We start from the raw sequence: 15,272 nt of genomic DNA, 5'->3' as shown, positions 1-15,272 counted from the left end.
TTTATCAGTACTTTTAAAATTATAAATCTTTTAAATCAAAGAAGAAAACACAAGCGAAAACATGAATGGTGAGAAATTATTTTCTCGCCATTTCTGTATGTGGAATATCATCTTCCAGATATTTTTTCCCAGTGTCTTGAAACCCAAAATCACTGTAAAATTTAATGAGATAATCTTGTGCAGAAATTCTACATTCACTGGTATTAAATCTGGTTTTTATAGCTTCTAAAGCAAATTGGATAAGAGTTTTCCCTAGTTTTAAATTTCTAAAATCAGGATGGGTAAGAACTCTTCCGATGGAAGCTTCTGGATATTTTACGCCTTCAGGAAAAATCCTACAATACGCAACCACTTTCCCTTCTTTTTCTGCAAAAAGATGAAGCGCTTTCTGGTCATAACCATCTGCATCTAAGTAATAACAAGTTTGCTCTACCACGAAAACCTCTTGTCTCACTTTCAAAATCTCATACAATTCGTGAATGGATAGCTCTTCAAATGATTTTATTTTCCATGTTATATTAAAAATATCACTCATATCTCTTGACAACAGTTTTGAAAAAAATGGTTCCTTTATGTTTTTTATTAGCACCAATATATTGTGGTTCGATTTCAACTTTTAATTTTCCAAATATCGAATCTCCAATTTTTAAATAAGGCTTACTAATTGTTAATTCTTCCAGATCAACTTTATAATATTCTTTATTGTTTGGAAAATAGTATTTTATTTTAGAAAATTTATGATTCAAGGTGAACAGTGTAAATCCATTAAAGGGTTTATCTTCTTTTCCTGTAATAAAATGATATGAGTGGTCATTTTTCTTTAAAACTTTACAAAAATCAAAAAAAATAACATCATAATTTACTTTTTCCTCATTTTCAAAAATTATTTCCGTGCTTCTTTGGTTTAAAAATTTATGATTTGCTAAACTTGAATCATATTTAATTTTTTCCGAATTAATGATGAAGTAATATGATATAGAAACAATTAATAGAAAAATAAACAAAAAACTATAAACAAAAATTTTATAAAACTTTGTTGACATAACTACACGAACTTCACTTTATTTTTAACCAAATAAGCATTGGTCTTTTCTATGAATTTCAGAATTTCATCACCACCCATTTTCTTTTCGGCAGAAGTAATATAAATATCTGGTAAATCTTCCCAAGATTCTAGAAGTTTGGTTTTATATACTTCTACATTTCTGTCGGCAGCTCCTGGTTTTAGCTTATCCTGCTTGGTAAAAACGATAGAAAACGGCACCCCATTTTCTCCGCACCATTCCATAAATTCTAAATCTATTTTTTGCGGAGTATGTCTTATGTCTACTAAAACAAAAAGGGTTACTAAATTTTTCCTATTCAGAATATAATTGGTGATGAGTTTTTCAAAATCTTTTCTCAAACTTTTAGAAACTTTAGCATAACCATAGCCAGGTAAGTCGGTAAGATACCAATTTTCATTCACCAAAAAATGATTAATCAGCTGTGTTTTCCCAGGAGTTTGCGAAGTTTTTGCCAAATCTTTATGATTCATAATGGCATTGATTAACGAAGATTTCCCCACGTTACTTCTACCGATAAAAGCATATTCAGGAATCGTAGGTTCTGGGCACTCTTGCCATTTCCCACTAGATTTTACAAAGTTTACAGTCTTTACTATCATATTCAAAAAATGGAAGCTTTTCAACTTCCATCATTATTTTTTCTTCTTAATTCTAAATTTTATCTTTTAACCAGTTGTAAAGAATTTCATTAAATTCTTCTGGTTTTTCCATCATCGCAGCGTGACCGCATTCATCTAACCAGAACAAGTCTGAATTAGGAATTTGTCTATCCATTTCTTCTGCTACATCGGGTGGAGTTACTCCGTCTTGTTTTCCCCAAATAATACAAGTTGGCTGTTTTATTTTTGGCAAATCATGGAGCATGTTATGCTTGATGGCACTTTTCGCTAAAAGCACTGTTTTAATGCCTTTCATTCTATCATTTACCACCGCGAAAACTTCGTCTACTAATTCATCTGTAGCTACTTTCGGGTCAAAGAAAACTTCTTCTGTTTTCTTTTTGATATAGTCTCTATCCCCTCTTCTTGGGAAAGTTTCTCCAAAACTTTTTTCGTACAAACCAGAACTTCCTGTTAAAACTAAAGAATGCACTAACTCTGGATTAGCTAATGTAAGAATAAGGCCAATATGACCACCCATAGAATTCCCCACTAAAGTTACGGGTTGTCCTATTTTATCTTTTATAAATCTTGCTACATATTTTGCGATGCTGGTAAGATTAGTATTCAGCACTGGCAAATCATAAATAGGAAGTTGCGGAACATAAACTTTATAGCCTCTTTCTGAGAAATAAGTAATCATTTTATCAAAATTACTTAAGCCTCCCATCAATCCATGTAGAAGCACCATAGGATGACCTTCTCCGCTTTCTATAAATGTATATTTCTTCTCCTTTTTGGTATTAAAAATCATATAACGTATCTGTCAAACGCAAAAATACAAAAAAAATGGAATTTTGACCGGTTTTTGTTGTGTTAATTTCATTTAAAGTACATCAATTCGTCTTACATCTACCCTTGCATCACACTCATTTATTAACATTTTATTAATCAATAAGTTAGCTATAAAAAGCTCTACAACTAAAAAGTTATCAACATTAAGTTAAAAAGTGGGGAAAAGTGGGAAATTTTAGAAAATAATAAATAAATTTGCTCCAAATGATTCATTTCTACGAAACATATGAATGCAAGATTGATGACAAAGGCAGAATAAAGCTTCCTTCGTCATTAGTAAAACTATTGCAAAGTTCTGAGGACAAGAACTTTGTAATTAAGCGTGCTGTGTTTCAGAATTGCTTAGAAGTTTACCCAATGCAGCCTTGGGAAAAACTGATGAAAAAGATAAACGGACTGAACCGTTTCGTGAAAAAGAATGCAGATTTCATCAGAATGTTTACCGCCGGTGTAAAAAACGTAGAGCTGGATTCTTCTGAGAGGATTCTTATTCCAAAAGATTTGAAACAATTTGCCAATCTTCATAAAGAAATAGTGATTTCAGGAGCAGGTGAACAGTTTGAAATTTGGGACAAAGAAGCGTATGAAAAAGTAATTGCTACCAACGAAGTTGATTTCGGGAAACTAACCGAAGAAGTGATGGGCGACATCAATTTTGACGAAGAATAATCTCTACACCTCAATTTTTATAATTTTTTAAATCTAATAGAATGTATCACAATCCTGTATTATTAAAGGAAAGTATAGACGCTCTCATCACTAATCCTGATGGAGTTTACGTAGATGTAACTTTCGGTGGAGGTGGCCATTCTCGTGAAATATTAAAAAGACTTTCCAGCAAAGGAAAACTATACAGTTTTGACCAAGATTTAGACGCGCTTAACAATTCAATTGATGATGAAAGATTTACATTAATCAATCAGAATTTTAGATTTTTAGAAAATTCATTGTTGATGTACGGCGTAACTGAAGTAGACGGAATTTTAGGAGATTTAGGTGTTTCTTCTCACCAATTTGATGCTGCAGAACGTGGTTTTTCTACCAGAAGTGATGCACCTCTAGACATGAGAATGAACGTGATGCAACATCTAGACGCGAGAAAAGTAGTGAATGAATACGAAGAAGAACATTTGGCTGATATTTTCTACTACTATGGTGAAATAAGAGAAGCCAGAAAACTAGCGAGAGAAATTGTACACGCTAGAAAAGTAAAGGAAATTGTAACCACCGAAGATTTGAAAAAAGTCTTTAGTTATATTCCACAATTTAAGCAGAATAAATTTTTTGCACAGTTGTTCCAAGCGATTAGAATAGAGGTAAATCAAGAGCTAGAAGTTTTAAAAGAAATGTTGCTACAGTCTTATAAAATCTTGAAAAAAGAAGGAAGATTAGTCGTAATTTCTTATCATTCTTTAGAAGACAGATTGGTAAAACGTTTCCTAAAAAACGGAATGTTCGAAGGAGAACCAGAACGAGATATTTATGGAAATTATGCTAAAGCTTTTGAATTGTTAAAAAGTAAAGCCATCATTCCAACAGAAGAAGAAATAGAAGAAAATTCTAGAGCAAGAAGTGCAAAAATGCGAGTGGGAATAAAAATATAATTAAAATCAGACAAAGTCTGTGGCAAAAAGAGTAACATATAATAAAAAACCAAAGAAACTTACTTTCATGGATATCATGAAGGGAAACTTCTTAAACCGTGATGAAGTAAAAGTTCATTACAAATATTTTTTACTCATTTTTTCCTTGTTGATGATTATGATTTACAGCAATCACTTGGTCAACAAAAAAATAGAAACCGTAAACCAACTTAAAGAACAGGCAGAAGAATATAAATCTAGAAATGCTTACGCACAGAGCAGATTGATTAAAGTAAGAATGGAAAGTGAGCTAAGCAAAGAAATGGAAGGAGATTCTCTAATGTCTTTAGAAAATCATCCACATAAACTTTTAATAAAAGTAGACAGTTTAGAAAATGGCGATAAATAGTAATGAATATGATATCAAACGCGGCAAAGCGTTAAAATGGGGTTACCTTTTTGCAGGGGTAGCTTTCATCGTATTTATTATGTTTTTAGCGAGAATTCTTTTTCTACAAAATACCAATGTAGAAGAATTTGAAGACAATTATATCAGTAAAAATTACAGAGAGGCCACTTTAAAAGCTGCTCGTGGAAACCTTTTTGCATCAGATGGTTCTATTTTAGCAACCACCGTAATGAGATACGATGCATATATCGATTTTAAAACCATCAAAGATTCTGTTTACGACAATAATATTGGCGCATTGACTGATTCTTTGAGTCAAATGTTTGGTAAATCAAGAGTTCATTACAGAAAAATCTTTGACGAACAAAAAAAGAAAAAAAATCAATATTTTTCATTGGTTAGAGGTTTAGATTTCGACCAATATGACAGAATTAAAAAATTCCCGATTTTCAGTAAAAAAGATAAAAAAACAGGGAAATTTAAGAAAAATAGATGTCTCATTATCGATAGAAAATTCCGAAGAGAACTAGCAACAGCTCAAATTGGCGCAGGAACCATAGGAATGGATAACGAGATTGGAAAATCTGGATTAGAAGGCGCTTTTTCTAAATATCTTACCGGAACAGATGGCAAAAGATTAGAGCAAAGAATCAATTCATCTCAGTGGAAACCAATTGATTACTGGAAAGTTCAAGATCCAATTGACGGTCAAGACGTATATACTACTATTGATTTAAGAATTCAAGATATTGCCCATTCTGCTTTAGAAAAACAACTGCTACATTTCGAAGCAGATCATGGTTCTGTTCTCGTGATGGAAACCGCTACTGGAAAAGTAAGAGCCATGGTAAACCTTAGAAGAAATGAAGAAGGAAATTATATAGATGCTTACAATTACGCATTGAAAGATGCTACAGAACCAGGTTCTACATTTAAGACGGTTTCGCTTTTAGCGGCAATGGACGATGGATTTATAGATGAAAATACCAAAATCAACATTGGCGGAATTAAATGGGTTTACGGAGGTCAAGTAATTAACGATTCTCACGCAGGTGGAACGTATGACATCAGTGATATTTTAGCACAATCAAGTAACATTGGTGCAGCAAAAATCATCACACAACATTATGCAGATAAACCAGATGTTTTCTTAAAACATTTGAAAAGATGGAAACTTTTTGAAAAATTAGAAATCGAACTTCCGGGTGTTACCAAACCTTCAATTGTAACGCCAGAAAATAAAAGATGGAACAAAGCTACATTGGCTTCTCTAGGATATGGTTATAGTGTGAGCCTCAATTTATTACAGCTCACTACATTCTATAACGGAATTGCCAACAAAGGAAAAATGGTGAAGCCGCTTTTCATAGAAAAAATCATGAAAGATGGTAAAACTACTTACCAAGCAGAACCTCAGGTTTTGGTAGATAAAATGGCTTCAACTGAGGCGATCAATCTAATGACTGCGATGCTTACCAAAGCGGTAGAAAAAGGAACCGCAAAAAGTATTTTCACGCCAAACATCAAATTGGCAGGAAAAACTGGAACCGCGAGATTTGAATATTGGAAACCGGGACCAACAAAATATCAAGCAAGTTTTGCAGGATTTTTCCCAGCTGATAATCCTAAATACACTTGTATAGTAATGGTAAATCAACCAAAAACATCAAAAGGATATTATGGTTCAGTAGTTTCGGCGCCAGTTTTTAAAGAAATTGCAGGAAAAGTCTTCCTTAAAACACCACTAAATATAGAAAAGGAGCTTTTAGTAGATAAAAAGGTGAACCTTAATAAAATGCTAGAACCCAATGTAAAGGTAAACGTGAAAAACGGAGTTCTACCAAATCTAAAAGGTTTAATAGGCAAAAACATTATTCCACAATTAGAAAACCAAGGTTATCGAGTTGATTATAAAGGTGTTGGAAAAATAAAAAATCAGTTCCCGATGGCTGGAACTGTCATTAATAAAAACCAAAGAATTTATTTGGAATTACAGAATTAAAATGATTTTATCAGAATTATTACATAAAATTCCCGTTTTAGAAACTAGCGGAATTCTTGCACTGAGCGAAGTCGAAGTGTCAGAAATTGTATTCGATAGCAGAAAAGTTACCGAAGGCTCGCTCTATGTTGCTATAAAAGGAACTGTTTCAGACGGACATTCTTATATTTCTTCGGCAATCGAAAAGGGAGCGAAAACCATTGTTTGCGAAGTTTTACCAGAAAAATTAATCGATGGAATTAACTATATTCAAGTTAAAAATTCATCTAAAACTTTAGGCAAGCTCGCTGCTAATTTTTATGGAAATCCTTCTGAAAATCTGAAATTAATCGGCATTACAGGAACCAACGGAAAAACCACCGCTTCTACTCTACTTTTTGACATTTTCAAAAATTTAGGCTATCAAAGTGCGCTGATTTCTACCGTAGAATACAGAATTGGCGATGAAATTATTCCTTCAACTCACACCACTCCAGATGTAATCCGATTGAATCAAATGTTGGCAAAAGCTGTAGAAAACGGTTGCGAATATGCTTTTATGGAAGTTTCTTCTCACGGAATTCATCAAGACAGAATTGAAGGTTTACACTTTGCTGTGGCTGGTTTTACCAATCTTACTCATGATCACCTTGATTATCATAAAACGTTTGATGAATATCTGAAAACCAAAAAGAGATTCTTCGACGAATTACCAGAAACAGCAGTAGCGATTACCAATGCTGATGATAAAAATGGCGATGTAATGCTACAAAATACCAAAGCGAAAAAGAAAAATTACGCTTTGAAAACTTTGGCAGATTATCACGGAAAAATTTTAGAAGTTGATTTCAACGGAATGCTTCTGAATTTCAACGGAAAAGAATTCTGGACGACTTTAACGGGCAAATTCAATGTTTATAATTTGCTTTTAGCTTTTGCAATTGCAGTAGAATTAGGATTTAATGAAGAAGAAGTTTTACAAGCGATTTCTACTTTAAAAAGAGTGAATGGCAGATTTGAAACCATAAAATCTGATGGCGGAATTTTCTTCATCGTAGATTATGCTCACACTCCAGATGCTTTGGAAAATGTTTTAGATTCCATCAACGAAATTAGAACCAAAAACGAAAGATTAATAACTGTTTTCGGTTGTGGTGGAGACAGAGACCATGCAAAGAGACCAGAAATGGGAAAAATTGCAACTAGAAAATCTACTTTGGCCATTATTACCACAGACAATCCGAGAACTGAAAATCCTCAAGAGATTATCAAAGAAATTGAAGCAGGTGTAGAACCGCAGAATTTTAGCAAATACACTTCTATTCCAGACAGAAGAGAAGCAATAAAAATGGCAATAAAATTTGCCGAACCAAAAGATATTGTTCTCGTTGCAGGAAAAGGCCACGAAACGTATCAGGAAATCAATGGAGTGAGACACCATTTTGATGACAAAGAGACGATTGTAGAGTTATATAAATTGATGTCGAAGTAATTTGATGATGAAAAAAATATTTAAAATATTATTCGCTGTCATTTCAATCGTTTTTGTAGGAGTTTTGATGTTGTATCTATTTACAAACAAGTTTGAAAGAAAGTTAAATGTTTTAGATTGTGAAGGTGTTTATTACAAAGGATTATTTGAAAAACCAAAACCAGGATATTTAGATTTTTCGGAAAATAATGCTAAAGTAGATGTTGCAAACTGTCTTTGTGAAAAGTACATAAAAAATAAAGATACGGCTTACAAAAAAGAAATAATAAAATTATATGATAACATTGGGTTAAAATGGGAAAAATATGAAAAGCCAAATATTAATGCTGATACAATATGTAAATATAGAGGTCAAATATTTATCCAAGCCTTTGACTTGTAAACATTAAAATTAAACAAATGCTATACTATCTATACGAATATCTTACCAATCACGGAATTCACATTCCTGGATTAAACTTACTGAAATACATCTCTTTCAGAGCGGCTTTTGCTGTGCTTTTGTCATTGCTTATTGCACTGGTTTATGGTAAAAAAATCATCAATTATCTGCGCAACAAACAGATGGGCGAATTGGTAAGAGATCTCGGGTTAGAAGGACAAAAACAAAAAGAAGGTACACCAACAATGGGAGGTTTAATCATCATTTTTGCCACCATTATTCCTGTACTCTTATTTACAAAATTTAATATTTATGTTCTTCTGTTAATTGTTTCCATGCTTTGGATGGGTGCCATCGGTTTTATAGACGATTATCTCAAAAAAATAAAGAAAAATAAAGACGGTTTAAGCGGAATTTTTAAAATTATAGGACAAGTTGGTTTAGGTTTAATCGTTGGAGTTACCATGTATTTTCACCCAGACATTACCATCAAAAGAAAATATGCTGATGCTCACGAAATCAATAGAACCAGCGTTTCTCAAAACTTCGCTCCAGCAGAAAGAGAAACCATTTCTACCGTTCCATTTATGAAAAATAATGAATTCGATTATAGTAAAATTCTTTTCTGGATGGACGAATCTTCGCAGGAAGAATGGGCTTGGATTATTTTTATTCCACTGGTAATTTTCATTGTGACCGCTGTTTCTAATGGAGCCAATATTACAGACGGAATTGATGGACTCGCCGCAGGAACGAGTGTGGTAATTTTAGGAACACTAGCCTTTTTTGCCTATCTATCTGGAAACATCATTTTCGCTGATTATCTGAATATTATGTTCCTTCCGAACATGGGAGAAACCACCATTTTCGCAGTTGCTCTAATTGGAGCAACGATAGGATTTTTCTGGTACAACACTTATCCAGCTCAAGTTTTTATGGGCGATACTGGTAGTTTAATGTTAGGTGGTGTAATAGCGGTTTTAGCAATTATTTTAAGAAAAGAATTGTTGATTCCAGTTTTATGTGGGATTTTCTTAATCGAAAATCTTTCAGTAATGCTGCAAGTAGCGGTTTTTAAATACAGAAAGAAAAAGTACGGATTAGAGTACGCTCAGAATAACAGATTGTTTAAAATGTCTCCACTTCATCACCATTATCAGAAAAGTGGTTTCCATGAAAGCAAAATTGTTAACAGAATGGTTATCATAGGAGTTATGTTGGCGATTATTTGTTTAATAACACTGAAAATTAGATAAAAATTAAGTTCCGGAGGAACGAACGATATATAAGCATTGGATTTTAATCCATTATAATAATCAAAATCAAAATGGAAAAAATGAAAGTCGTAATTCTAGGAGGAGGAGAAAGTGGAGTGGGCGCTGCAATTTTGGCTAAAACTAAAGGTTTGGAAGTTTTTCTTTCAGACAAAGGCGAAATTAAAGAGAATTACAAAAAAGTTTTGGTAGAAAACGGAATCGAGTTTGAAGAAAAAAACCACGATGAAGAAAGAATTCTTGCTGCAGATTGGGTTATAAAATCTCCAGGAGTTCCTAAGAAAGCTGAAATGGTTCAAAAAATCAAAGCAAAAGGAATCAGACTTTCTTCGGAGATAGAATTCGGTGCAGAATTTACCAATGCCAAAATCATCGCCATCACAGGAAGTAATGGGAAAACCACTACTACATCGCTCATTTATCACATTCTGAAAAATGACAACTTGAATGTAGGACTGGGTGGAAACATCGGCAAAAGTTTCGCAATGCAAGTTGCGCAAGAGAATTTTGATTATTATGTATTAGAAGTTAGCAGCTTCCAATTAGATGATATTCAGAATTTTAGACCATATATTTCTTTATTGTTGAATTTGAGTCCAGATCATCTTGACCAATACAATTACAACTACGAAGAATATGCTTTGGCAAAATTTAGAATTGCCGAAAATCAAGAAAATGACAACTATTTTATCTACAATAAAGATGATGAAATGAGTCAAAAATTGCTTCAAGAATTAGATTTGCGAGTGAAGCAAATTCCTTTCTCTATGAAGGAAAAATTAGAAGAAGGAGGTTATACAGAAGAGGAAAAAATTGTGGTAAAACTTCACGATGAGTTTTCTATGAAAATAGAAGATTTATCTCTGATGGGAACACATAATGTTGCCAATAGCTTAGCTGCCTCTATCGCTGGTAAATTATTGAATATCAGCAATGAAAGCATTAGAAATTCTCTGATGACTTTCCAAGCGGTAGAACACAGATTAGAAGGTGTGGCAGAAATTAATGGCGTGAAATTCATCAATGATTCTAAAGCAACCAATGTAAATGCTACGTACTATGCTTTAGAAAGTATGAAAACACCAACGGTTTGGATTGTAGGCGGAACAGACAAAGGAAATGATTATACAGAAATAGAAGATTTAGTAAAAAGAAAAGTAAAAGCGATTATTTGTTTAGGGCTTGACAATGCTAAAATCATTAATTTTTTCAAAGACAAAAAAGACATTATCGTAGATACTTCTAGCATGGAAGAAGCGGTGAAAACTGCGAAATCTCTAGCAGAAAAAGGCGATACCGTTTTACTTTCTCCTTGTTGTGCCAGTTTTGATTTATTCAATAACTATGAACACAGAGGACAATTATTTAAAGAAGAAGTTTTAAAAAACAATTAAAAAAAAGCCACGAAGTGGCGATAAGAAATAAAATAGGATTTCAATCCTATGAAATAAAGAATGGAACAACAAGAAAACAAATTTGAACTTTTAAAAGGCGACAAAGTGCTTTGGATGGTGATTATTTTAATCTCCTTCTTTTCCGTGTTCCCTGTTTATTCTGCAAGTTCTAACTTAGAATACATTGTGCAGAATGGTACAACTACGGGACACGTTATCAAGCATATGTTTTTTGTTTTCTTAGGTTTAGCCATTATGAGAGCTGTAGGAACTGTAAAATACGAACACATCGGAAAACTGAGCAGTATCCTTCTCGGAATTATGGTGATTTTACTTTTTGTAACCATGTTTACGGGACAAAAAATCGACGGAGCGTCTGCTTCTCGTTGGTTAAAAATTCCAGGAACTCCAATTTCTTTTCAGCCATCAAGCTTTGCATACCTCATGTTAATTATCTATTTGTGCAGATATTTAACTAAAAAAATTAAAAGAGAAAGACTTCCAATAGAGAACATATTTTACATTTTCGGACCGGTTTTATTGGTTTTCGGATTGGTTGCAAAAGATAATGGTTCTACTGCTTTGATGATTCTAATGGTTTCATTAGCAGTAATGTTAGTAGGTCAACTTTCCGCAAAATACATTTTAGGATTTTTAGGAATTTCAGGACTTTTTGTGGGAATTTTCTTGTTTTTGGCTTTAAAAACAGATTTAATTGGCAGCAATCGTGTTCATACTTGGGTAAGTAGAATAGAAACTTTTGCCAATTCTAAGAAAAATGCCAATGTAGAAGACGAAACTGTAAAAGCAAAAAATTACCAAGTCAACCAGGCAAAAGCAGCCATAGTTCACGGCGGAATTACAGGAATGGGACCAGGAAAATCTGCATTGAAACAAATGCTTCCACAGTCTGCTTCAGATTTTATTTTCGCCATTATTGTAGAAGAATATGGCTTTTTTGGAGCATTAGCACTCATCACGTTGTATATGATTATGATGATTAGAATTGTGATGATTGCCAGTAAAATGCGAGCTTTTTTCGGGAGTTTATTGGTGCTAAGTTTAGGAATTATGATTTTCGTGCAATTAGCAGTAAATATTGCTGTAGCGGTAAATCTTATTCCAGTAACAGGACAACCGTTGCCTTTAATAAGTTATGGAGGAACTTCAATGTTGGTGACTTATCTTCAATTAGGAATTATTCTGAATGTAAGTTCAAGAATTCTCACTTTCGAAGAAGAAGGAATGGGCAAAAAACAAAATGTAGAAGAAATAAATGATATAGCATAAATTATTTATGAATCGTAAACAAAAATGGATTTTAACGATTTCAATTTTGATGAATTTTATATTTATCTTATCTTGGTTATTGAACAAAATTAATACTCCTTCTTATGAATTAGGAATTTTGAAAGAAGATATAAATGTTGGAATTTTAGGAGGAGAAAAAACGTATTTCAAAATACCAAAAGGAACAACTGTTAGAAATGCTTCTGAAAGAGGATTAAATGCAATTGGACAGTTTGAAAATGAAAGGTTTGAAATAATTATTACTTCAGACAGAGAAATAGTTGATTATAACCAACCAAGGAATAAAATGTCAGAATTTGGAAATTATTATTCAGCTGACAAATATCCAGGAAAAGAACGTTAATATGAGCAAAAAATTAAAAGTTTTAATGAGTGGTGGTGGAACAGGTGGTCACATCTTTCCTGCTGTTGCCATTGCGCAGGAAATACAAAAACGTTTTCCTGATGCGGAATTTTTGTTCATGGGAGCCAATGGAAAAATGGAGATGGAAAAAGTTCCGCAAGCTGGCTTCAAAATTGAAGGATTAAACATTGCAGGCTTTGACAGAGGAAATCTGTTGGCTAATATTAATTTACCGTTTAAAGTGATTTCTAGTTTGCTTAAAGCTAGAAAAATCATCAAAGAATTCCAACCAGATTTTGCGGTAGGAACTGGTGGTTTTGCAAGCGGACCAGCTTTATTCATCGCTGCGAGAATGGGAATCCCTACTTTTATCCAAGAGCAGAATTCTCTCCCTGGGAAAACCAATATTTTCAATGCTAAAAAAGCAAAAACCGTTTTTACCGCCTATCCAAATATGGAAAAATTCTTCCACGGAACGAAAACGTTATTTTTAGGAAATCCTATCAGAAAAAACATTATTACTGATATAATTGACAGCGATTTAGCCAAAGAAAAATTAGGTTTAGAAAAAGGGAAATTAACTATACTTTCAGTAGGCGGTTCTTTAGGTTCTAGAACTTTGAACAACGGCTGGAAAGAAAACATTAATCAAGTTTTAGAAAAAGATTACCAGCTGATTTGGCAAACAGGTAAACTAGATTATAAAAATATTTTAGAAGAAACGAAAGACATTCACAGCAGAAACATTCAAATTGTAGAATTTATTAAAAACATGGAAATGGCTTATTCTGCGGCAGATGTAATTGTTTCTAGAGCTGGAGCGATTGCGATTTCGGAATTAGCCATTGCTAAAAAACCAGTTTTGCTGGTTCCTTTTCCGTTTGCAGCAGAAGATCATCAAACCAAAAACGCTCAGACTTTGGTTGAAAAAAACGCTGCTAAAATGGTGAAAGACACAGAGATGAAAGATAAATTCTGGAACACGCTTTCAGAAATTTGCGAAAACGAAGATTTGAGAACGGAAATGGCTCAAAATTTAGACTTTTTTGCAAAACCAAAAGCAACAGAAGAAATTGTGAATGAGATTTTTAAGAATTTGAATATTAAAGAGTAAACGTCTGTCATTCTGAACGAAACAAAGTGTAGTGAAGAATCTATTTAAAGATTTTTCATTCCGTTTCACTCCATTCAAAATGACAAAACGTAAAAAATAAAAGAAATGAAAAACTATAAAAACTTTTACTTCGTAGGAATCGGTGGAATCGGGATGTCTGCTTTGGCAAGATATTTCCATGCTGCCGGGAAAAATGTTTTGGGTTATGACAAAACCGAAACCAAACTCACTACAGAGCTTCAGAAGGAAGGAATTTCTATCACTTATGAAGATGTGGTAGATGAGAAAATTTCGTCTTTGAAGAAAGAAGAAACATTAGTGATTTATACACCTGCGATTAAAGTTTTGGGAATTTTAGATTATTTTAATGAAAATGGTTTTGAAGTTTTAAAACGTGCAAAAGTTCTCGGGATGATTACCGAAGATACCAACTGTATTGCAGTAGCTGGAACACATGGGAAAACAACTACTTCAAGTTTGGTAGCACATCTTTGCAAAGTGGCGAATCTTCCATTTTCAGGATTTTTAGGTGGAATTGCAGAAAATTACAAGTCAAATTTCATCTTTAACGGAACAGAAATGTCTGTTTTAGAAGCTGATGAATATGACAGAAGTTTCCTAAATCTTTCACCAGATTGGGCGATTATTACTTCTATTGATGCAGATCATCTTGATATTTATGGAGATACAGAAACCATAGAACAAGGATTTAGAGATTTTGCAGATTTAGTACCAGAAAACGATCAACTTTTCGTGAGAAAAGGTGTAAATATTGGCAGACCTTGTAAAACGTATGCTGTGAATGAAGAAGCGGATTATTATTCTGATAATCTGCACATTATAGACGGTTGGATGATGTTTGATTTTCATGCTGGCGAACAAACCGTAGAATTTGCATGGCAAATTCCGGGAACGCATAATGTGGAAAATGCAACTGCTGCGATTGCTGTTTTGCACAATTTAGGAGCAGATTTTTCGGCAATTCAAGAAGGGATTTCTAGTTTCAAAGGAATTAAAAGACGTTATACCAAACATACTTTTGAAAACGGAAAGATTTATGTAGATGATTATGCGCACCACCCAACAGAACTGAATGCGGTGATTGGTTCCATCAGAACTTTTAACCCAAATAAAAAACTGTTGGTAGCGTTTCAGCCACATTTATTCAGCAGAACCAGAGATTTTGCAGATGGTTTTGCAGAAAGCTTAGCTGCAGCAGATGAATTGTTATTATTAGACATTTATCCTGCAAGAGAATTGCAGAAAGATTTTGAAGGGGTAAATTCTGATTGGTTACTAGAAAAAGTACAGTTAGAGAAAAAAGAAGTATGCAGTTTGAGCGAAGCTTTTGACAAAATCAAAGAAAAAGATTTTGACATTTTGCTTACAGTAGGTGCAGGAAACATAGACACTTTGTATGACCCAATTATGAATTGGATTGGTACATTGAAAAATTAAAATTAGAAAA

16 protein-coding genes are annotated in these 15,272 nt (G+C 33.3%); 12 read left to right on the top strand and 4 right to left on the bottom strand.

Annotated elements, in window-relative coordinates; genetic code table 11:
• Positions 1-76 precede the first annotated feature (76 nt).
• From KKQ76_RS11270 to KKQ76_RS11255, 4 genes are read right to left on the bottom strand one after another with little or no spacing between them, the layout of a single operon-like run.
• Complete coding sequence (locus KKQ76_RS11270) at positions 77-535, bottom strand: GNAT family N-acetyltransferase (protein WP_213197219.1); 459 nt, start codon at positions 533-535, stop codon at positions 77-79.
• Entirely contained in the window at positions 528-1,043 is a 516-nt protein-coding gene (locus KKQ76_RS11265) for a hypothetical protein (protein WP_213197218.1), read from the bottom strand. The genes KKQ76_RS11270 and KKQ76_RS11265 overlap by 8 nt, the downstream gene beginning before the upstream one ends.
• Before the next feature lie 2 nt (positions 1,044-1,045).
• On the bottom strand, positions 1,046-1,666 hold the full coding sequence (gene yihA, locus KKQ76_RS11260) for a ribosome biogenesis GTP-binding protein YihA/YsxC (RefSeq protein ID WP_213197217.1): 621 nt from the start codon (positions 1,664-1,666) through the stop codon (positions 1,046-1,048).
• 52 nt (positions 1,667-1,718) lie between these two features.
• The gene (locus KKQ76_RS11255) at positions 1,719-2,480 is read right to left on the bottom strand and encodes an alpha/beta fold hydrolase (RefSeq protein WP_213190303.1); all 762 of its coding nucleotides are present in this window, start codon (positions 2,478-2,480) and stop codon (positions 1,719-1,721) included.
• A gap of 245 nt (positions 2,481-2,725) precedes the next feature.
• Between KKQ76_RS11255 and mraZ the strand changes: the two genes are divergently transcribed.
• From mraZ to murC, 12 genes are all read left to right on the top strand, one after another.
• Positions 2,726-3,190 carry a division/cell wall cluster transcriptional repressor MraZ gene (mraZ, locus tag KKQ76_RS11250; protein ID WP_213197216.1) on the top strand — a complete coding sequence of 155 codons (465 nt, stop codon included), beginning with the start codon at positions 2,726-2,728 and terminating at the stop codon, positions 3,188-3,190.
• A gap of 41 nt (positions 3,191-3,231) precedes the next feature.
• On the top strand, positions 3,232-4,125 hold the full coding sequence (gene rsmH, locus KKQ76_RS11245; protein WP_213197215.1) for a 16S rRNA (cytosine(1402)-N(4))-methyltransferase RsmH: 894 nt from the start codon (positions 3,232-3,234) through the stop codon (positions 4,123-4,125).
• 19 nt (positions 4,126-4,144) lie between these two features.
• A complete protein-coding gene (locus tag KKQ76_RS11240; RefSeq protein ID WP_069797387.1) occupies positions 4,145-4,513 on the top strand; it encodes an FtsL-like putative cell division protein in 369 nt (122 codons plus the stop codon).
• Positions 4,500-6,515 carry a penicillin-binding transpeptidase domain-containing protein gene (locus KKQ76_RS11235; RefSeq protein ID WP_213197214.1) on the top strand — a complete coding sequence of 672 codons (2,016 nt, stop codon included), beginning with the start codon at positions 4,500-4,502 and terminating at the stop codon, positions 6,513-6,515. Before KKQ76_RS11240 ends, KKQ76_RS11235 begins: the two co-directional genes overlap by 14 nt.
• A 1-nt stretch (position 6,516) precedes the next feature.
• Positions 6,517-7,986 carry a UDP-N-acetylmuramoyl-L-alanyl-D-glutamate--2,6-diaminopimelate ligase gene (locus tag KKQ76_RS11230; RefSeq protein ID WP_213197213.1) on the top strand — a complete coding sequence of 490 codons (1,470 nt, stop codon included), beginning with the start codon at positions 6,517-6,519 and terminating at the stop codon, positions 7,984-7,986.
• A 4-nt stretch (positions 7,987-7,990) separates the two neighbouring features.
• Positions 7,991-8,368: a hypothetical protein gene (locus tag KKQ76_RS11225; RefSeq protein ID WP_213197212.1), complete on the top strand. Its 378-nt coding sequence runs from the start codon at positions 7,991-7,993 to the stop codon at positions 8,366-8,368.
• A 17-nt stretch (positions 8,369-8,385) separates the two neighbouring features.
• A complete protein-coding gene (gene mraY, locus KKQ76_RS11220; RefSeq protein WP_213197211.1) occupies positions 8,386-9,624 on the top strand; it encodes a phospho-N-acetylmuramoyl-pentapeptide-transferase in 1,239 nt (412 codons plus the stop codon).
• 80 nt (positions 9,625-9,704) lie between these two features.
• The gene (murD, locus tag KKQ76_RS11215) at positions 9,705-11,036 is read left to right on the top strand and encodes a UDP-N-acetylmuramoyl-L-alanine--D-glutamate ligase (RefSeq protein ID WP_213197210.1); all 1,332 of its coding nucleotides are present in this window, start codon (positions 9,705-9,707) and stop codon (positions 11,034-11,036) included.
• Positions 11,037-11,096: 60 nt separating this feature from the next.
• Positions 11,097-12,326, top strand: coding sequence for an FtsW/RodA/SpoVE family cell cycle protein (locus tag KKQ76_RS11210; RefSeq protein ID WP_213197209.1), 1,230 nt, complete (start codon positions 11,097-11,099; stop codon positions 12,324-12,326).
• A 7-nt stretch (positions 12,327-12,333) separates the two neighbouring features.
• Positions 12,334-12,690 (top strand): hypothetical protein, encoded by a 357-nt coding sequence (locus tag KKQ76_RS11205; protein ID WP_213197208.1) that lies wholly within the window; start codon positions 12,334-12,336, stop codon positions 12,688-12,690.
• A 1-nt stretch (position 12,691) separates the two neighbouring features.
• Entirely contained in the window at positions 12,692-13,804 is a 1,113-nt protein-coding gene (gene murG, locus KKQ76_RS11200; RefSeq protein WP_213197207.1) for an undecaprenyldiphospho-muramoylpentapeptide beta-N-acetylglucosaminyltransferase, read from the top strand.
• Between the two features lie 105 nt (positions 13,805-13,909).
• Positions 13,910-15,262 (top strand): UDP-N-acetylmuramate--L-alanine ligase, encoded by a 1,353-nt coding sequence (gene murC, locus KKQ76_RS11195; protein WP_394369373.1) that lies wholly within the window; start codon positions 13,910-13,912, stop codon positions 15,260-15,262.
• The last annotated feature ends 10 nt before the right edge of the window (positions 15,263-15,272 follow it).

This window comes from Cloacibacterium caeni, assembly GCF_907163105.1.
Lineage (GTDB): Bacteria > Bacteroidota > Bacteroidia > Flavobacteriales > Weeksellaceae > Cloacibacterium > Cloacibacterium caeni_A.
This window is presented reverse-complemented; position numbering and strand designations above follow the sequence as displayed.